The organism is Parendozoicomonas callyspongiae (assembly GCF_023502345.1).
GTDB classification, from domain to species: domain Bacteria; phylum Pseudomonadota; class Gammaproteobacteria; order Pseudomonadales; family Endozoicomonadaceae; genus Sansalvadorimonas; species Sansalvadorimonas callyspongiae.
Genome location: NZ_JAMFLX010000007.1, coordinates 17,967 through 35,691, shown reverse-complemented (window position 1 = coordinate 35,691; position 17,725 = coordinate 17,967). Strand labels below are relative to the sequence as shown.

At 46.8% G+C, this 17,725-nt stretch carries 19 protein-coding genes; 11 read left to right on the top strand and 8 right to left on the bottom strand.

The window, feature by feature from the left end:
• Window positions 1-41: 41 nt before the first annotated feature.
• The 4 genes from M3P05_RS06800 to M3P05_RS06785 all read right to left on the bottom strand — a co-directional run bounded on the left by M3P05_RS06800 (window position 42) and on the right by M3P05_RS06785 (window position 3,411).
• Window positions 42-494 (bottom strand): GNAT family N-acetyltransferase, encoded by a 453-nt coding sequence (locus M3P05_RS06800; protein ID WP_249698712.1) that lies wholly within the window; start codon window positions 492-494, stop codon window positions 42-44.
• A 60-nt stretch (window positions 495-554) separates the two neighbouring features.
• Window positions 555-1,634 (bottom strand): hypothetical protein, encoded by a 1,080-nt coding sequence (locus M3P05_RS06795; protein WP_249698711.1) that lies wholly within the window; start codon window positions 1,632-1,634, stop codon window positions 555-557.
• A 595-nt stretch (window positions 1,635-2,229) separates the two neighbouring features.
• On the bottom strand, window positions 2,230-2,367 hold the full coding sequence (locus M3P05_RS06790) for a hypothetical protein (RefSeq protein ID WP_283777712.1): 138 nt from the start codon (window positions 2,365-2,367) through the stop codon (window positions 2,230-2,232).
• Window positions 2,368-2,478: 111 nt separating this feature from the next.
• On the bottom strand, window positions 2,479-3,411 hold the full coding sequence (locus M3P05_RS06785; RefSeq protein ID WP_249698710.1) for a LysR family transcriptional regulator: 933 nt from the start codon (window positions 3,409-3,411) through the stop codon (window positions 2,479-2,481).
• Window positions 3,412-3,684: 273 nt separating this feature from the next.
• Here M3P05_RS06785 and M3P05_RS06780 point away from each other — a divergent pair, with 273 nt between their 5' ends.
• The 7 genes from M3P05_RS06780 to M3P05_RS06755 all read left to right on the top strand — a co-directional run bounded on the left by M3P05_RS06780 (window position 3,685) and on the right by M3P05_RS06755 (window position 10,142).
• Window positions 3,685-5,289, top strand: a complete 1,605-nt coding sequence (locus M3P05_RS06780; protein ID WP_249698709.1) for an alpha-amylase family glycosyl hydrolase — start codon at window positions 3,685-3,687, stop codon at window positions 5,287-5,289.
• Between the two features lie 47 nt (window positions 5,290-5,336).
• Window positions 5,337-6,485 (top strand): ABC transporter ATP-binding protein, encoded by a 1,149-nt coding sequence (locus tag M3P05_RS06775; RefSeq protein ID WP_249698708.1) that lies wholly within the window; start codon window positions 5,337-5,339, stop codon window positions 6,483-6,485.
• 57 nt (window positions 6,486-6,542) lie between these two features.
• Window positions 6,543-7,865, top strand: a complete 1,323-nt coding sequence (locus M3P05_RS06770; protein ID WP_249698706.1) for an extracellular solute-binding protein — start codon at window positions 6,543-6,545, stop codon at window positions 7,863-7,865.
• A 68-nt stretch (window positions 7,866-7,933) separates the two neighbouring features.
• Window positions 7,934-8,809: an ABC transporter permease subunit gene (locus tag M3P05_RS06765; RefSeq protein WP_249698705.1), complete on the top strand. Its 876-nt coding sequence runs from the start codon at window positions 7,934-7,936 to the stop codon at window positions 8,807-8,809.
• A 9-nt stretch (window positions 8,810-8,818) separates the two neighbouring features.
• Window positions 8,819-9,664, top strand: a complete 846-nt coding sequence (locus M3P05_RS06760) for a carbohydrate ABC transporter permease (protein WP_249698704.1) — start codon at window positions 8,819-8,821, stop codon at window positions 9,662-9,664.
• 2 nt (window positions 9,665-9,666) lie between these two features.
• Complete coding sequence (locus tag M3P05_RS20945; protein ID WP_283777711.1) at window positions 9,667-9,795, top strand: hypothetical protein; 129 nt, start codon at window positions 9,667-9,669, stop codon at window positions 9,793-9,795.
• Window positions 9,792-10,142, top strand: a complete 351-nt coding sequence (locus tag M3P05_RS06755; RefSeq protein WP_249698703.1) for a hypothetical protein — start codon at window positions 9,792-9,794, stop codon at window positions 10,140-10,142. The genes M3P05_RS20945 and M3P05_RS06755 overlap by 4 nt, the downstream gene beginning before the upstream one ends.
• 74 nt (window positions 10,143-10,216) lie before the next feature.
• On the opposite strand, the gene M3P05_RS06750 is transcribed toward M3P05_RS06755, so the two are convergent.
• A complete protein-coding gene (locus M3P05_RS06750; RefSeq protein WP_249698701.1) occupies window positions 10,217-10,600 on the bottom strand; it encodes an acetyl-CoA sensor PanZ family protein in 384 nt (127 codons plus the stop codon).
• A 159-nt stretch (window positions 10,601-10,759) separates the two neighbouring features.
• Here M3P05_RS06750 and hisB point away from each other — a divergent pair, with 159 nt between their 5' ends.
• Genes hisB through hisF form a run of 3 tightly spaced genes read left to right on the top strand, consistent with a single transcriptional unit; the run spans window position 10,760 to window position 12,818 of the window.
• Window positions 10,760-11,353, top strand: coding sequence for an imidazoleglycerol-phosphate dehydratase HisB (hisB, locus tag M3P05_RS06745; protein WP_249698700.1), 594 nt, complete (start codon window positions 10,760-10,762; stop codon window positions 11,351-11,353).
• A 40-nt stretch (window positions 11,354-11,393) separates the two neighbouring features.
• Window positions 11,394-12,029: an imidazole glycerol phosphate synthase subunit HisH gene (gene hisH, locus M3P05_RS06740; RefSeq protein ID WP_249698699.1), complete on the top strand. Its 636-nt coding sequence runs from the start codon at window positions 11,394-11,396 to the stop codon at window positions 12,027-12,029.
• A 15-nt stretch (window positions 12,030-12,044) separates the two neighbouring features.
• Window positions 12,045-12,818, top strand: a complete 774-nt coding sequence (gene hisF, locus M3P05_RS06735) for an imidazole glycerol phosphate synthase subunit HisF (RefSeq protein ID WP_249698697.1) — start codon at window positions 12,045-12,047, stop codon at window positions 12,816-12,818.
• 3 nt (window positions 12,819-12,821) lie between these two features.
• On the opposite strand, the gene M3P05_RS06730 is transcribed toward hisF, so the two are convergent.
• Together M3P05_RS06730 and M3P05_RS06725 are read right to left on the bottom strand one after the other, a co-directional pair.
• Window positions 12,822-14,144: a hypothetical protein gene (locus M3P05_RS06730; protein ID WP_249698696.1), complete on the bottom strand. Its 1,323-nt coding sequence runs from the start codon at window positions 14,142-14,144 to the stop codon at window positions 12,822-12,824.
• A gap of 222 nt (window positions 14,145-14,366) precedes the next feature.
• Window positions 14,367-14,996 (bottom strand): hypothetical protein, encoded by a 630-nt coding sequence (locus M3P05_RS06725; protein ID WP_249698695.1) that lies wholly within the window; start codon window positions 14,994-14,996, stop codon window positions 14,367-14,369.
• Between the two features lie 396 nt (window positions 14,997-15,392).
• Between M3P05_RS06725 and serB the strand changes: the two genes are divergently transcribed.
• The gene (serB, locus tag M3P05_RS06720; RefSeq protein ID WP_249698693.1) at window positions 15,393-16,619 is read left to right on the top strand and encodes a phosphoserine phosphatase SerB; all 1,227 of its coding nucleotides are present in this window, start codon (window positions 15,393-15,395) and stop codon (window positions 16,617-16,619) included.
• 3 nt (window positions 16,620-16,622) lie between these two features.
• Here the strand turns inward: serB and M3P05_RS06715 are convergent, their stop codons facing one another.
• The gene (locus M3P05_RS06715; RefSeq protein ID WP_249698692.1) at window positions 16,623-17,609 is read right to left on the bottom strand and encodes a hypothetical protein; all 987 of its coding nucleotides are present in this window, start codon (window positions 17,607-17,609) and stop codon (window positions 16,623-16,625) included.
• Window positions 17,610-17,725 lie beyond the last annotated feature (116 nt).

Here is a 17,725-nt window from a genome sequence, read left to right as displayed (position 1 = left end):
GGGTACTGTGCTTGTTTTGGCGGTACCCTGTTTTTTGTTATCTATGAGGCCATGCGCACCATATCAATATGAGGAATTCCATCCTCAAGATACTCTTCCGAAGCCACTTTGAATCCATAGTTTTTGTAGAAATCCAATAAATAGGACTGGGCTCCTATCTTGATGGATTGATCTGGCCAGATAGATCCCGCATGGTCTATGCCTTGTCTGAGCAGAGCATGAGAAGTGCCTTTTCCCCTCATCAACTGATGAACGGCAACCCGGCCAAGACTCACTTGTGGGTATGTGCACCCTGGTGGCAACAGACGCAGATATGCGACAAGCTGATCACCCTGATAGCCAAGAAGGTGGCGGGTTTCAGGGTGGCGATCATGTTCGTCTAACTCATGGTAGGGGCAGTTTTGCTCGACAACAAAAATATCTACCCGCAGCTTAAGCAATTCATAGAGCTGGTTGGTTGTCAGTTGAGAAAATGTCAGGCATTGACAGTTCATGTTATCACCCGTACCGAAAAGCCACTGAGCTGGATAATAAAACTTCAACAGGGCCTGATGCTAATTTTTTCCCGGGCTCATGGTGAAGCCATTCCCAGTAAAATTTTTAGAAAATAGCTTCCGCACATATAGTATTGGTGAGTTAAACAGGCTGGAGCTTGGGTCTGACTGAACAATACTGGTAGACGGTATGCTGAAGTAGATCTGTGAAGCGATAAATAGACAGGCAATCCCGGTACAGGCTGCGAGCCTGGGATATTTGCAGGTAAACACAGATGCATGCGAAAGGATTTTGATAGGCCACACTAGTCCAATCTTGAATAAGCAGTTTGCCGATGTACAGGCTAGTGAAGCCAGGCCTGAAGTTTTCCTTGAAGGTGCTCCGCGTTTGGTAGAACTAAAAGAAGGAGCGATGGTATTTCCTTTGTGCAAGGTTCTGGTGGCTGCCAGTGGAGGGAAACCTGTTGAGGTCTTTTGTCGAATTAAACAGCGAGATTTACCACGGTCAGGCAAGTTGGTTACTGAAATATGAAAATTTCCATCTTCAGATTCACGCAAACCCTCTTGATCATCGTCGGCAGTTGTTAGCAGGGTTTCCAGATTGTTATTCTGATCATCATATTCTCGACCCTCTTTTAAAGTAGACACTAGAGAAAAAAGTTCACTGAAGTTAAATGTGGTAACAGACTCCTTAAGCTCTTCAGGTACTCGCACAAGTTTAAGAGGGGGGGCTTCTGGATCATCCTCATCCTCCAGTGGGATTTTTTTTCGGTACATTTTGCCATTAAAGGCGAGAGTGATTGTACGGTAGGAATCAGTATCTTTTACATAAATCTCTACAGATTTTTTTTCTTCTTTGTAACTCTCGGTGATGCGGGCCAAAATACCAAAATGGTGGTCATCTGATCCCTGAGCAAGGAGGAGCCAGTACTTAGACCCCTTATATTGAAAGCCGTTAATGTCATAGGATGTAACATCATTAAAACCGTGGTCTATCGAACATCTTACTTGCTGGATATTTCCGCCGGGGAAATAGATGAACGCATATTGTCTGTTGCCTGCAAGACAGACTGTTGCAAACAAAGATGCCGCCCAGGCTAGATGCAGCAGTACTGTGCCCAGTTTTGTTAAAGGAACCATTGCCTGGTACCACTGTGTTCAGGAAGGCCAGGGAAGCATAGCAAGCAAATTGCGAGAGTGTCTTTTTAAGGGTTTGACTCAGTTGACCGTACTACGGCACTGCGCTATTTGGCTGCCACCATGATCAGCCTGAAAGCCTGTGCGGTTTATCAAATGTTGAGGCCGAGAAATGATTGCCTGTTCCTTATGAATCAGAAGTTTACTCAGGGTTTCAGGTAGCTGGATAACGGCTCTGCTTCGATACCTGCGGGAAAGGTTATGCTCAGACTGCATCCCGCTTCTTTCGCTATTCTTTCCAGCTCAGAAACAATTCTTTGATCAACGCACCGGTCATGGGTCACTTTGCGAACGCAGAGCGGTTCTTGAGTCTGTCAACAGATGTTTCTGGAGTTCAGAGTGGTGGCAGAAGAAGAGACGCCACGGGAGCATCTGCCGAGCCATATCATGTAGCTGTTTACTCTTCCCGAGGGATGGGATAGCGAAGTTCTAGAACTTTATAGTGTGATCCAGAACTTCACATCCCTGCTTATAGCTTCAAAATCAATCAGTTATTTAGAAGAGCCACAAACTGTTTGATCCAGGATGGATTGGCAGGTCAGGCGGGAGCTGTCACATAGTGGCCACTGGTCACAGCAGCATCAACGGCAAAGTCCATAGCCAGCAGAGCCTGAAACGGAACCATGATTTCGTAATCTTCTACAAAATCACCTGCAATAATCAGAACCTTTTTCATGATAAGCACTCGCTATGTTATTTTCTTTATGGAAGCGCATGGCAAGTTTATCCCTGAATCAAGGTTGGCTGATAGTATTTTTTAAAGCGAACATAACTGGGCGATTCACATCTAGATTTGGTATCGAAAAGTATCAAAAACCGGTTTAACTATAGGGATCAGAATCTGAATTAACTCTTCCAAAGATGAGTTGAGACCATTATTCCTATAATACGCCCCTATGCGTTCTTTTAATGGCGGGGTATCCAGCTGCAGTGGAACAATATCGTGTTGCTCCATAAAGCTGCGATACTCAATAGGAAAGCCCAGAATGACATCCTGAGTTTGAAGAAACTCCAGACCGGCTGTGATTGAGTTGGTCGACATGATTACCCGGTGATCTGATTCAAGCCGCTCCTGTTCAATCGGGTTTTCTTCAACGTGTTTGATGTATTCCTTATATCGACTGTCATGGCCAGTTATCTCCAGAAGTGGAAAACTATCCATATCGGTATAACACGCTTTCTTTCCGGCAAGAGGGTGGGATGATCTGACAAACCATGCTCTATCAGACTCTAAAAGAGGCATGAATACCATATCGGAGTTATGGGAGAGGCCTAGGATTTCATGGCCAAAAATAATATCAAGGTGGCCGGATAGCGTTCTGTCAAAAAGATAAAGGTTGTTGCCAAACTCAATATGAAGTGAAGCCTTGGGGGCTATTGAGTGATATTTTCTTAAAGCATCTTTCAGATAAAGTTCCCAGAAAAAATGCCCTGTTCCAATCAGGAGAGAGCGCCCCTTCTTATTCTTAAATTCCTCGATCTTTTCGTTAGCCTGTTTTTCGATGTTCTCCATCGCTCTCACATGGCCGTACAAAATTTGACCGTAGGCCGTTAATGAAACCCCTTGGTGAGAGCGGTTAAACAGGCTTATTTCATATCGGCTTTCCAGTTTCTTAATATTTTGTGTAAGAGCTGGCTGGCTGATATGTAGCATCTCAGAGGCATGGCTGAAGCTGCCTGATTCCGCGATCACTTTGAATTGATGAAGAAACTTATCCATTCCGGTAACTATAAGTACAACTTATACATGGACGCATAATATGTATTATTCAGGCGCTGTCCAGTTCTGTAGATTCATTTTTATAAATGTGGCTTTTTGTTCAAAGGTGGTTGAAAAAATATCGTTAGCTAAAAATTGCGGTTTCTTGTAGTGTTTTTCGCCCGACTTGAAACCTCAAAAGTTAGTTGTGGTATCTCCACCAAGTAAATGAGCCCTCACAGTGAATACAGATATTTGCGAACTGAAAGCAGTCGCAGGTTATGGAAGTAGTGTATGACAGGTAGCTCAGATTGGTGGAAAAGTTTATCCATCTATCAGATATATCCACGTAGTTTTTATGACAGCAATAATGATGGAGTGGGTGATTTAAAGGGCATCACCGAAAAGCTCCCCTATATTGCATCGCTCAATGTTGATGCCATCTGGTTATCTCCTTTCTTCACTTCTCCCATGCACGATTTTGGCTATGACATTGCCAACTATCGAGATGTCGATCCAATTTTTGGCACTTTAAGTGATTTTGATGAGTTTCTGGCGACAGCTCATGAGCTGGGGCTAAAGGTCTTGATCGATCAGGTTTACTCCCATAGCTCCGATGAGCACCCTTGGTTCCAGGAAAGCCGTCAGAGTCGAGATAACCCTAAACACGACTGGTATGTCTGGGCAGATCCAAAGCCCGATGGCTCTCCGCCTAATAACTGGCAGTCCTGTTTTGGTGGTGCCGCCTGGCAGTTCGACAGTCGTCGTATGCAGTACTACCTGCATAACTTTGTTACCCAGCAACCTGATCTCAATCTTCACAACGAAGATGTGCAGAATGCCGTTTTGGATGTCACACGTTTCTGGCTGGATCGTGGAGTTGATGGTTTCCGTCTGGATGCTATCGGTCAGATGTTCCATGACCTTCAGCTGCGTGATAACCCTGTGAATCCAAAAGGTCAGTCCCACGTTAAGCTATGGTACTGGCAGGATATGATCTACAACTCCAACCGTCCAGAGATGGAAATTTTCCTGCGCAGGTTCCGTCAGGTTCTGGACTCATATCCTGAGAAGACAAGTATCGGTGAGATTGGCGATCTTGATCTGATTACCCGCTATACCGGCAGTGATGATCTCCTGCATATGGGTTATGACTGCCAGATGACCATGGGTCATCACAATGAAACAGCTAACAAGGATTACATCAACCGCATTATTGGTAACGCAAAGTCAGCCGGCAAAGGCTGGGTGAATTATGCCATTAATAACCATGATGCTCCCCGCGTTGTTTCCCGCTGGAAAAAAGAGGGCGTCGACCAGGACCTGCTGGCTCGGCTCTACTTCACCCTTATGAATACTCTCCGCGGCTCTATCTGCCTGTATCAGGGTGAAGAACTGGGGCTGGATGAAGCAGAGCTTCAGTTTGAAGATCTGGTTGACCCGGAAGGCTTGGCAACCTGGCCACAGCGGCAGGGACGGGATGGTTGCAGAACACCTATCCCCTGGAACAAAGATGCTGTGAACGGAGGTTTCTCCTCTGTTAAACCCTGGCTGCCAATGCAGGAAAAACATTGCGCAAGGGCCGTTGATGTTCAGGAGCAGGATAGTGAATCTACCCTGAACTTCTATCGCGAGCTTCTGAAGTGGCGAGGAGAGCACCGCGACTACATTGCTGGTGATATAGAGCTGATGGAAACCCCGGAAGGTGTCAGCGGTTTTATCCGCACCGTTCCCGGGAAAAAGTCACTTCTGTGCCTCTTTAACTTTTCTGATGAAACTGTCCCGATTGTTCTTGGACAGGATGCCGCCAAAGCTATCCATCTAAAAGATTTTGCTGACAACAGTGTTGATCAGTCGGTAACGCTTATGCCGTGGCAGGCAGGTATTTACTGGCTCTAGCACTTAACACTGATTGTCGAAGATGATTTGTCGAGGACTTTTTTACTATGGCCACTCTGAGTCTGCATAACGTTATCAAACGTTTCGGTGAAACAGAGATTATTCATGGTGTGGATCTGGCGATTAACGATGGTGAGTTCATCGTTTTTGTCGGGCCATCCGGTTGCGGAAAATCCACACTGCTGAGACTGATTGCCGGTCTTGATGATACCACCGAGGGTGAGATCAAGATCGCTGGTCAGGCAGTGAATGATCTTGCTCCCTCCAAACGTGGGGCGGCCATGGTGTTTCAGTCCTACGCGCTTTATCCCCATATGAATGTTTACGACAACATCGCCTTTGGCCTGAAAGTTCGTAAACATCCCAAAGAGTTTATTGAAGAAAGGGTGAATGAAGTTGCAGAGATTCTGCAGCTGACTCCTTTACTGAACCGCAAGCCAAAAGAGTTATCCGGCGGCCAGCGCCAGCGCGTTGCCATTGGTCGGGCCATTACCCGTCAGCCGGAAGTCTTTCTCTTTGATGAACCCCTTTCCAACCTTGATGCTGAACTGCGTGTAGCCATGCGCATGGAGATTGCCCGTCTCCATGAAAAGATGAACGCCACCATGATTTATGTGACCCATGATCAGGTGGAAGCCATGACCATGGCTGATCGGATTGTTGTGCTTCGGGCCGGTCAGATTGAGCAGGTTGGCACTCCGGCAGAGCTTTATACCGCACCGGAAAATGTCTTTGTGGCCGGATTTATTGGTTCGCCAAAGATGAACTTCATTTCTGTGACTTCGAAAGAGTTTGATGGGACGAAGCAGACCTTCACTTTGGAAAGTGGGCAGAGCATCAAGCTGCCGGTGGACTCTCCAACCGATGGTGAAAAACAGTTCAAGCTGGGTGTTCGTCCGGAACACTTATTCATTAATAGAACTGGTGATCTAAATATCACCATCAAGGCAACAGCTTCTGAATATCTTGGTGAAAACACTCTGGTTTATGGCGACCTCAATGGCCAGTCCATCACGTTAAAGGTTGATGGTCACCAGACAATTCTTCCCGGCCAGGAAATCGCTGCCAGTGCAGCGGTAAGAGATATCTATCTGTTTGATGATCAGGATCGTTCAGTGCTGCAGAACTATCGTCGAACCCTGTTGAAAGACGCACTGAGTGTTAAGGAAAACAAGGAGCCAGCAACGGCCGCCTAGAAAAAATAACGTAAGGCTGAATCTCTCTTCGGTCAGAAGTAACGTAAGGAAAAGCAAATGAAGAAAACAGTGTTAGCGCTCTTAACGGCCACGATGGCGTTTAGTTCTGTGACCATGGCAAGTGATGTGAAGATCATGACCAAGGTCAGCGGTGGTAAAACTGCTGGTGAGCATAAGGCGTTTGTTCAGGTTATTGAAAAAAATACCGGTATGGATGTCAGCATGGTCAAGCCGGGGGGCTCCTATGATCAGGTTGTTCTGACCACTCTGGCCAGCGGTGAAAAATACGATCTTATCTACAGCACATCCAAGCAGCTTGAATACTTTATCAAACAGAAAGCGATCATGCCTATGAATGATCTGATCGCCAAAAGCCCAATTCTTTCTGACCGGAACCGAATTTCCCAGGAAGAACTGGATGTCATCAGCCGCGACGGCAAGATCTACGGTATTCCCAACAAGTTTGAAGGTGGCACCATGCCAGTGGTGCGTGCTGACTGGCTGGAAGAGCTGGGCATGAAAGACCCTGCGACCCTTGACCAGTGGTACAACTTCTTCAAAGCCGCCAAAACCAAGTATGGTGCCTACGGTATCAGCACCAAAGGTTTGTATGATATTCAACCATTTATGAGTGCAGTTGGGGTGAAAGCCGGATATGTGATGATTGATGGCAAGCGCACTGTTCCTTACGCCACTGATGCTGCAGCGCCTGTTTATGACTGGTTCGCCAAACTGTACAAGGAAGGTCTGCTGGATCCTAACTTTGCTTCCAACAGCAGCTCCGATATGACCAAACTGTTCCTGTCTGACCAGACTGCGACAGTCACCTACTGGGATGCTTTTGTTGGTCTGTACAACAACATTCGCACCAATCAGGATCCTAAAACCACCTTCCGTGCCAAAGGCCTTGCCGGTGTTCCCGGGCCTGATGGCAAGATCATGATGCGTCGCGGTGACTCCAGTATCTGGGTGATTCCTGCCAATGCCAGGAAGCCTGAAAACGCCATCAAGTTCCTGGAGTTCTGGCACTCTGAGCCGGGCTACCTGCTGGGTACACTGGGCATCGAAGGCATTGATTACAATGTGGTCGATGGCAAGTATGTGCTGACCGAGACCGGTAAAGAGCATGGCCTTGATCACGGAGCTCCCCGCGTGACCAGCCGCAACTGGGTTAATCCTTTTGGTTCCCTGCCTGGCGTAGACGAAGCAGAAGCCATTGTTCTGAAACACGCTTCTCTGGAGGTTCTGCCAGCTGAGTGGAGCAAGACCAAGAAGATTCTTCAGAAGTACGCCTATCGCGCCATGCTTGGCAAGGTCACTGGTGCTGAAGCCGTTAAGGCCATGCGCAAGGATCTGGCTAAGAGTAAGTTGATCGATTAAATCAAAGGCTGGTAATGGTGCTGTTGCCTGATGCCATTACCAGCTTTGTTTCTTTCCGGAAAGGTTCTATGGATACTCGGCTGCTGAAAAAGTATGCGCCTCTTTATGTGTTAATAACGCCCATAATTATTTATTTTTGCGTTTTTATTTTTTATCCACTGTCGCAAGCGTTTTATATCAGCATCCAGGAATTTGGTCTTCTGGGCTCTTCCGGGTTTGTAGGACTGGACAATTACTACACCATTTTTGACGACAGTGATTTTTTACAGGTTATTGAAAACACCATAGTTCTGTCGCTGGGTATTACTTTCTTTGGTTTTACTCTGCCGATTATTCCTGCCATTGCTCTGGTTGAAATAACCCAGATGGCAGCCAAACGCTGGTTTCAGACTCTGATTTATCTACCCAACCTGTTTTCCTGGGTAATTATTATCGGTATCTGGATGACGTTTCTTTCTCCGGCGGGTTCACTCAACAGTGTTTTGATATCGCTGGGAATTATCGATGCGCCCATCCTGTTCTTTGCCAATGAAGACTACGCACGGGGCATGATTGTGTTCCAGACTGTGTGGAAAGATATCGGTTACACCACAGTTATTTATTTCTCCGCCATTCTCTCTATCAACACTGATCTCTATGAAGCCGCTGAGATGGATGGGGCAACTGTCTGGCAGAAGATCTGGAACATCACCATTCCCCAGCTCTACCCAACAATGAAAATTGTGTTCCTGATTACTTTGCTGGGTTCACTGCGTACTTTTGATTCGGCGTATTTGATGTCGAACGGTCTGATCTCCCACAAGATTACGACACTGGCTCTCTATGTTTATGAACAGGGCATTCTTGAGTTTGATCTGGGTATCGCCAACGCGGCAGGTGTGATCCTGCTCATTATCGCCATCAGCCTGGCTCTGGCTGTACAGAAGATCACCAGGAACAAGTAGGTTTCCGTCATGCTTAATGATAAGAAATTCAGTTTATACAGCTTGATTCTGATGGCCCTGATGTCAGTGATGATGCTGTTGCCCCTGTGGAATGTTATTGCCACAGCTTTCTCAACCAACCTTGATTCCATGAAGCCTGGCCTGCTGCTGTGGCCGGAAACCTTCAGTGTGGAAGGTTTCGAAGTGCTGTTTAACCGACTGGAATTCTGGCGGCCTTTTGCCAACACAATGTTTGTGACGGTGATCGGGGTTTTCCTGCATGTCTTTCTGGCTTCTGTTGGCGGTTATGTGATGGCGCAGCCAAACCTGCCGGGTAAGCACTTTCTGACAGGTATTATTCTACTGACGCTGACTATTCCTTCGCAGATCATCATGGTTCCGCTGTTTATTGTGTTCAAGGACTTCCACCTTCTGAACACTCTGACTTCATTGATTGTGGCTGAGTTGGTCTCCGGTTTCAGTATCCTGCTGATGCGCAATTACTTTGAGCAGATTCCCCATAGCCTTTTGGAAGCCGCAAGAATTGATGGTGCCAGCAACCTGACGATTTTCTTTAAGGTTTATCTGCCTTTGACTATTCCGGGTCTGATCACTGTTGGTCTGTTCGATGTAGTGCGCAAATACAATATGTTTGTGAAGCCGCTGATCTTTATCAATGACCCTGAAAAGATCACTCTGCAGATTGCTCTGAAGTCCATTGTTATGCTGGATAACTCCACATCCAGCAGCGATATTGTCACCAATAATGTTGTTGCCGGAGCGATTGTTGTTGCATTGGTCCCGCTGGTTCTATTTTATCCCTATATCCAGAAATTCTTTATAAAAGGTGCTCATGCTGGCGCAGAGAAAGGATAGAAATGGAAGAGATAACAATCCAGGTTAATGCTGCAGAACTGGAAGAGAAGCAGTTCTATCAATTTCCATTTTCTATAGACCGCCTGTTGAACGTATTGAGCTGGAAATTGAGAAATCTCTCTGCACTGTGATTGATTGCGCTCTTGAGTTTGAGGGAGATATGTGTGGCTGGGAAGGTGGCAAAACATCTGTGTTTGTCACCAACAGCTTTGCCACAGAAGGCTTTAAGCCGGGGTTAAAACCCAGGCAGTGGAATGTTGTTATTGGCAAAAAAGTCAGCATTGAAAGTGAAGTTAATCTTCAGATACAGAACCTGGAGAATGAGGATACAATCAAGTGGATTGATTCCAGCGGCGTTGTATCTTCTGTAGTGGCTGATTCAAAAAGCTACGAAGGAACTCATTTCCTGTCGTCAGACTTCCTCAGAGTGGAAGTTGGAGAGAGGCTCAGGGAAAGACCTATCCGGGAGTTATCCTAATCCGGTTTACTGCCTGCAGTGAGTTTTTTATCGCCTTTCTCATAGCACTTGAGACAGGCGATAAATTTATTTGCTTAAGAACGTAAATAGCTGGGTAGCTGGTCTACTTCAGCACCGTTGGGAATTGTTATGCTCAGACTGCATCCCGCTTCTTTCGCTATTCTTTTCAGCTCAGAAACAATTCTCTGACCAACGCACCGGTCACGGGTCACCTTACGAACGCAGAGCCAGGTCAGGTTCCACACTTTTTCTTCTTCTGTAACTATTTCTGTAATCAGGGCTGCCACAATCAAGCGGTCATTGAAGCGACCTGCAAACAGTTTCTGACTGGGCTGGCTGAGCCACTCATCAATCGATTGATCTGTAGGCAGCCATTGTGGAGCATCATTCCTAATCTTCTCAATATCTGTACGGTCTTCCGGGCCGAGACTGGTCAGGTTTTCGATAATAACCGGCATATACTATTTCCCATTAAAACGCCGCCATCATAGGGCTTGAAGCTAGAATGACAAGCTGTCAGGTAGGAATACCAGAGCGCGGGACATATAATTCAGCGAGACAAAGACAAAAAAGCCCCTGCAGGTGGCTTAATTACTAGAACAAACCCGGAAAATCCCATGGCTGACCGTAAAGCACATGTTGAGCGCAATACCCTGGAAACCCAGATCAAGGTTGAAATTAACCTGGATGGAGATGGGCAGGCTGCGTTTGATACCGGCATTCCCTTCCTTGAGCATATGATGGACCAGATTGCCCGTCATGGACTGATTGACCTGAATATTCAGGCTGACGGTGACCGACATATTGATGATCACCATACCGTGGAAGATATCGGTATTACCCTGGGTCAGGCGTTTGATAAGGCCGTGGGTGACAAGAAAGGTATCCGTCGCTACGGCCACGCTTATGTCCCCCTGGATGAAGCCCTTTCCCGTGTTGTTATCGACTTCTCCGGCCGCCCTGGTCTGGTGTTCAATGTGGACTACACCCGCGCCTCTGTTGGCGGTTTTGATGTTGATCTGTTCCAGGAGTTCTTCCAGGGCTTTACCAATCACGCCAAGGTAACCCTGCATGTGGATAACATCCGGGGCAGCAATACCCATCACCAGATCGAAACGGTATTTAAAGCCTTTGGCCGTGCCCTGCGTATGGCTCTGGAATCTGATGAGCGTATGAAGGGGCAGATGCCCTCCACCAAGGGAAGTCTCTAGCCCGCCTGTTTTCGAGGCCGCTTTTTAAGGAAAGTAGTACATGCAAACTGTTGCAGTTATTGATTACGGGATGGGGAACCTGCACTCGGCAGCCAAGGCTCTGGAGCATGTGGCTCCTGAGGGTATGAAGGTTCTGATCACGTCTGATTCGAAAGTTATCCACAACGCAGATCGGGTGGTTCTACCTGGGGTTGGAGCCATTCGGGACTGTATGGCTGAGATTCGCCGTCTCGGGGTTGATGAGATGGTGAAGGATGTTGTTAAGAACAAACCTTTGCTGGGAATCTGTGTAGGTATGCAGGTTCTTCTGGCCCATAGCGAAGAGAATAGCGGCGTTGAATGCATGGGATTGCTGCCGGGCAATGTGCGCTACTTTGGCCGGGATCTCCATGAAGATGGCGAACACCTGAAAGTTCCACATATGGGCTGGAGCAGGGTGGCTCAGTCAGATCATCCTCTGTGGAATGATATTGAGGATGGCAGCCGCTTCTACTTTGTTCACAGTTACTATGCCCAATGTGAAGATCGTTCTCTTGTTGCCGGAACCTGTCAGTACGGCGTTCGGCTGGATGCAGCTTTAACCAGAGACAACCTGTTTGCAGTGCAGTTTCATCCAGAGAAAAGTGCAGCCTGTGGCCTGAAGCTGCTGGGTAATTTTCTTCGCTGGAATCCATAAGGGAGTAAGAGTGTTATGGGATTAGCAAAACGCATTATTCCCTGTCTGGATGTTGATAATGGCCGGGTGGTCAAAGGTGTCCAGTTTGTGGATATCCGGGATGCCGGTGATCCGGTAGAAGTTGCCCGTCGTTACGATGAGCAGGGGGCTGATGAGATTATCTTTCTGGATATCACCGCCAGCAGCGATAACCGGGATACAACCGTTCATACCGTTGAAGCCATAGCCGGAGAGGTGTTTATTCCTCTGACTGTTGGTGGAGGAATTCGCACAATTGAAGATATTCGCACCATGCTGAATGCCGGGGCAGACAAAGTCAGCATCAATACGGCAGCTGTGTTTAATCCTGAGTTTGTTCGTGAAGCTGCACAGAAGTTTGGTTCACAATGTATTGTTGTGGCGATTGATGCCAAGAAAGTCAGCAAACCGGGAGAGAAAGATCGCTGGGAAATCTTCACCTATGGTGGCCGCAAGCCAACCGGTATTGATGCTGTCGAATGGGCCATCAAGATGGAAGAGTATGGTGCTGGCGAATTTATGCTGACCAGTATGGATCAGGACGGCGTTAAAAACGGCTATGACCTTGGCGTTACCAAAGCTATTTCAGAAGCTGTAGTTATTCCGGTTATTGCCTCAGGTGGTGCAGGCAATCTTGATCACCTGGTTGATGGAATCAAGAAAGGAAAAGCTGATGCTGTTCTGGCAGCATCAATTTTTCACTTTGGAGAGCATACTGTCCCCGAAGCCAAGCAATACATGGCTGATCGGGGAATAGAAATGAGACTGTAGATTTTAGGTTCTGTTGACATAAGTCGTTGTACTCTTTCTGATTTTCTCTGCCTGACGGGCAAGCATTTTCAAATGCTCTTCAGGCAGTTCTCCCACTTCCATAATATCGTCACCAAACTCTGTTGGAATCAGAGCTGTCTGGGTTTGCTCATTACATTCCTGAGAGTGACTATCCATTAGCAGACGACCTTCCCCCATTCTCGCCAGCATCAGGGCCAGGCCTGTGGCTGATTCACTTAAGGCTGGGTGTGTGTCACCAGGTTTATTGGGTGACAACGTACTGATACCCAGCTCAACAGTAAGCCCGGCAGGATGTTCGGAAAGCTCATCATTCATCAGCTTCTGGATCAGCTTGGCACAGCAGACAGCTGCAAATACACCACTGCCTTCCTTGCCATTTCTTTCAAAGCTGATGTACGCATTGCCTTCGGCGGAATAATTCAAAGCACCATGATTAATTCGGGCAGACTCATTAATCAGAGGCAATTCTTCTTCCAGAAGATCAAGCAGTGCCTCTCTGGAAAGCTGCTGGCTGAGCTCGGAAAGGTTGTGGAATCGCAATGCCAGAATAATATCGTCGTCTTTTTCATCTTCTTTTGCAGGCTGAACCTCTTCATCCAAAGCCGGTTCCGGAATAGAAACCATACTGTCAGCGTTGCTGTGAGTAATCAGGTATTCCAGCTGCAAAGCAATTTGACGGACCTCATCTTTTACATCTTTTCCATAAGCGACTTTCCCCTGGGAAAGCCCCTGCAGTTGACGAACAGAACGGGTTAACAGCAGCTGTCTTTCCCGGGCAAAATTCCAGGACACAACTGTACCGGTGACCCCCAAAAGAATGGCCAGCCCGCAAAAGAGGAGTAAAGCTTTATAAGCAGCCTGATCAAAACGGGAGTTATCCAGCTCCAGCTTTAATTCTCCTGTGACGACATTCTGATAATTAATAGGGGCGGTATATATCGAATACTGTTTGCCAGGCTCGTAATTATCGGCCTCTGTTCCGGCAATACGTTTGTTATCAATGCTGTAAATGGTTGCGCGGGATACAGAGTTACTGCGCGTCAGCTGACTGAGCATAATGTTCAGACTCAGTCGGTCACCGGTGACCAGAAAGTCCCGTGCGGCAATAGCTGTCTGTTCTGCAAGAGTATTGCCCAAACGGTCGGCCTGGTTCTTTGATGCCACACTGATTTCATTGGTTGTGACCACGCCGGCAAACAGCAGACTAAGAATCAGAGTTCCTCCCAGCAGCAAGGGAATCTGCCTGCCAATACTCAAGCGGGAAAAACTTGGAAACCGAGATTGAAAAATACGTTTGATAGTCACTTGATGACTGGCTCTAAATCACTGTTCTGATTATTTTGCCTTAAAGAGAGCAGCGCTTGAAGTTTGTCGCAAAATTAAAAGATCCATGATTCAAAAAAAATGTCACCGGAATGCTGAGAATAACAGGGAGTATTTCTACTCCCAGACTGACGGCTTGTACTCACGGAGAATTATGCTCTGATCTCCTCAGATTTTGTAAGAGGCCTGATAAAGTTGGCACCATTAGGCACTCATTTCTGCCAGTTTGTTCTCAGGTGGATCGATTCCCAAAACTTGGCAGATGCTGTGGACTTCATCTATCAGCTCTTTGTTGCTCTCCCAGATTTTTTGCTGTGTGTCCAGAGCACCTAAATAAGCTCGCATATTTAACTGGTCTGCGAGGTTTTTTACTGTGGGGATGGTAGCACTCAACTGTTTGATCATGTCACCCATTACCAGGGGAGAGAGTGCCACAATCCTTGTCAAGGATGGATTAATCACCTGATTATAATTGGCAAGTCTTATCGTATAAGCTTGATCTATATCTACGTAATCATCATTCAATCTCTCAAGTCTGAGCTGCATCTTTGTCTCTTTATTCATTGTGCGGGCTTTCTTAAAGGCCGTTTTTATTGATTCTTTACCCAAGAGTTTCCAGAAATACTTAAAACGATCCAGGCCGGTTACACGGTACTTCGCTAGTGTTTTCTCTTTCTGTTCCTTTTGTTCTTGAGCCGTCGGGGTAGCGGGCTTTGCAGCACGGGCCTCCACCTTATAATCACCGAATTTAACAGTCACTGAAATGGTCGTGTTGTTTGTTGCAACCGTAAAATTTCCTATTGTTTCGTTCTTGATTGAATTGAATTTGATCATTGTGAAGCCCTCCTTGAGCCAGGCGTTGAGTACGAAACCCAGACTACAGCGGTGGATGCCTGCGGGGAATTGGCCATAAGTCTCAGGCTTTGGTGAATTGATATTATATTGGGTGCATAGACTTTAGGTTAAGCTGAGTAGAGGTCGTCTTTTCTTATGCGCGTTCTTAACTTCGCTCTGGATAGACATGCACCTTATGGTTTGATAAATCTAAAAATCAATACTCCATTCGTATATGTGACTGTTTTTAGTAACAACAGAAGATACGGACTGTTTCTTTTGTTGCCCCTTATGCTGCTGATATGCCATTCATTTCTAGCGAATGCAGCAACAAAACTGACGCCTCACAGAACAACCGATAGAATGCCGTGTAAAGCTGAATTTCAGGGGGAAGAAATGAGCCGAATCGTTCTGATTAATGTTACCGGTGAAGATAAGCCGGGCCTGACTTCTGCGATAACCGGAATTATGGCTGGGTATGGAGTAGAGATTCTCGATATTGGTCAGGCTGTGATTCATGACTCATTAACCTGGGGAATTCTGGTTCGGGTGCCACGGGAAGATGCTGTTGCTCCCGTTTTGAAAGACCTCCTGTTTCATCTCCACGAAAAAGGCCTTCAGGTTACCTATCGCACAGTTCAACCCTTTGAATATGAAGAGTGGACAACACGTCAGGAGAAAGACCGCTACAAAGTCACACTTCTGTCCCGGGCAATAACTGCGGAGCAGATGTCCCAGGTATCCGCTGTTACTGCGGCTCACGGTTTGAATATTGATAATATCACCCGCCTCTCAGGCCGGGTTCCCCTTGAGCACAGAAATGAGGTTCAGCGCTCCTGTATTGAGTTTTCTGTTCGGGGAACGCCTGCTGATACTGACCAGTTAAAGGCTGACTTCCTTCATCTGTCTTCTGACCTGGATGTTGATATTGCTTTGCAGGAAGACTCAATTTATCGCCGAAGTCGCAGGCTGGTGGTATTTGATATGGACTCTACCTTGATAGAGGCAGAAGTTATCGACGAGCTGGCAAAAGAAGCCGGTGTTGGTGACCAGGTTACAGCTATTACAGAAGAAGCCATGCAGGGTAATCTGGATTTTCAGGAAAGCTTCAGGCGTCGTCTTTCCCTGCTGAAGGGGCTTGATGAATCGGCACTTCCGGAGGTTGCCAACCGTCTGAAGCTAACTGAAGGTGCTGAGCGTTTAATCACAACGCTGAAAACACTGGGTTATAAAACAGCGATTGTGTCAGGCGGTTTCACCTGGTTTGCAAGATTTCTGCAGGAAAAGCTGGGCATTGATTATATCTATGCCAATGAGCTGGAAATCATAGATGGCAGAGTGACAGGCGAAGTTAGGGGGGAGATTGTGGATGCCTCCCGAAAGGCCGTTCTGCTTAAGGAAATAGCCAAGCAGGAACATATTCGTCTGGAACAGGTCATTGCTGTTGGTGATGGAGCAAACGATCTGCAGATGCTGGCCGCTGCCGGTTTGGGAATAGCATTTCGTGCCAAGCCGCTAGTGAGACAGTCTGCCCGCCAGTCAATCTCTACTCTTGGCCTGGACTCAATTCTCTATTTACTTGGCTGGCATGACCGGGATTTGGCTCAGCTTGCGCTACCATGATAATCAGTCTTGAGCATCTCCCGCTGGGCCAGCTTCTGGAAATTGGAGTCTAACTGCTGGATAGCCAGAGGTGAGATTTGGAGCCAAAAATTGTGGAAATGGTATAGGGAAAATATGTTGCGGGGTGATAGGCATCCCCCGTTGAATGGTAAGCAAACTGCCTGCTATTCCCTGTTGGTATTGTAATTCTCGATGTTGGCCCTCCTGTATTTGTCGCTGGCTTTCCTGTATGTGCTGCAAGCCCTCCTGTATTTGTCGCTGGCTTTCCTGTATTTGTCGCTGGCTTGCCTGTATTTGTCGCTGGCTTTCCTGTGTTTGCCGCTGGCTTTCCTGTGTTTGCCGCTGGCTTTCCTGTGTTTGTCGCTGGCTTTCCTGTATTTGCCGCTGATTTTTCAGTATTTGCTCATGGTTATTAAGTGATTGAGAGTTATCTGTTGATGATGAAGGCAGGCTTATTGTGGGCTGCTGATCAGGTTGTTTTTGTTTATCCTGCTCGTCAAGTCGTTCTCTTAGGTATTGATTAGCTTGAGATAATAAATCCATTCTCGTTGGGTTAATAAAGAAGGTATCGCAGACATCGCCCAACTTTCCGCTGTTTATTTGCGTAAGAATCTTTTTAAGGTTTTCAAATTCGGTTTTCAGCCCATCCCTCCTAACTCTCTCGGATTCTTTTTTTTTGACTTTTTGCCTTTCTTCTTTTTGCTCTTTTGTTGGCGGTGAATATGGCTTTTGCCTATGGGGGCGTGGTGCATCATTCTTTTTTACCTGGGCAGAAGTTTTAAAGGCTTGGCGCTGATTTAATTGCTGCGAGATAGGATGGTGTGACGCCGCTGCAAAAGGTGAGGATGGCAGAGTGGGCAACTGTACACTCGTTACATCTACAATCGAGCTGTCACTGTCACTTTCACTGCCACTGTCTTGGCCGGAGCCTGGTTGAACCTGCGCCAGATTTACAGGAAGGTTGGTTAGTCTGGTATAGTTGGGACTCATAATCAATACACTACTCAAAGTATCTGTCAGCTTAATTATTATTGACAGTGGCAGTCAGGATTTGTTTCGGCAAAGGTGTTAGTGGTACTTACGCCCTTGGATTGGCTGTGCGGATA

Bases quoted from the DNA above. Each gene is read 5' to 3' on its own strand.
- M3P05_RS06800 (WP_249698712.1), bottom strand. From the start codon at position 494: ATGAACTGTCAATGCCTGACATTTTCTCAACTGACAACCAACCAGCTC.
- M3P05_RS06795 (WP_249698711.1), bottom strand. From the start codon at position 1,634: ATGGTTCCTTTAACAAAACTGGGCACAGTACTGCTGCATCTAGCCTGG.
- M3P05_RS06790 (WP_283777712.1), bottom strand. From the start codon at position 2,367: ATGAAAAAGGTTCTGATTATTGCAGGTGATTTTGTAGAAGATTACGAA.
- M3P05_RS06785 (WP_249698710.1), bottom strand. From the start codon at position 3,411: ATGGATAAGTTTCTTCATCAATTCAAAGTGATCGCGGAATCAGGCAGC.
- M3P05_RS06780 (WP_249698709.1), top strand. From the start codon at position 3,685: ATGACAGGTAGCTCAGATTGGTGGAAAAGTTTATCCATCTATCAGATA.
- M3P05_RS06775 (WP_249698708.1), top strand. From the start codon at position 5,337: ATGGCCACTCTGAGTCTGCATAACGTTATCAAACGTTTCGGTGAAACA.
- M3P05_RS06770 (WP_249698706.1), top strand. From the start codon at position 6,543: ATGAAGAAAACAGTGTTAGCGCTCTTAACGGCCACGATGGCGTTTAGT.
- M3P05_RS06765 (WP_249698705.1), top strand. From the start codon at position 7,934: ATGGATACTCGGCTGCTGAAAAAGTATGCGCCTCTTTATGTGTTAATA.
- M3P05_RS06760 (WP_249698704.1), top strand. From the start codon at position 8,819: ATGCTTAATGATAAGAAATTCAGTTTATACAGCTTGATTCTGATGGCC.
- M3P05_RS20945 (WP_283777711.1), top strand. From the start codon at position 9,667: ATGGAAGAGATAACAATCCAGGTTAATGCTGCAGAACTGGAAGAGAAG.
- M3P05_RS06750 (WP_249698701.1), bottom strand. From the start codon at position 10,600: ATGCCGGTTATTATCGAAAACCTGACCAGTCTCGGCCCGGAAGACCGT.
- hisB (WP_249698700.1), top strand. From the start codon at position 10,760: ATGGCTGACCGTAAAGCACATGTTGAGCGCAATACCCTGGAAACCCAG.
- hisH (WP_249698699.1), top strand. From the start codon at position 11,394: ATGCAAACTGTTGCAGTTATTGATTACGGGATGGGGAACCTGCACTCG.
- hisF (WP_249698697.1), top strand. From the start codon at position 12,045: ATGGGATTAGCAAAACGCATTATTCCCTGTCTGGATGTTGATAATGGC.
- M3P05_RS06725 (WP_249698695.1), bottom strand. From the start codon at position 14,996: ATGATCAAATTCAATTCAATCAAGAACGAAACAATAGGAAATTTTACG.
- serB (WP_249698693.1), top strand. From the start codon at position 15,393: ATGAGCCGAATCGTTCTGATTAATGTTACCGGTGAAGATAAGCCGGGC.
- M3P05_RS06715 (WP_249698692.1), bottom strand. From the start codon at position 17,609: ATGAGTCCCAACTATACCAGACTAACCAACCTTCCTGTAAATCTGGCG.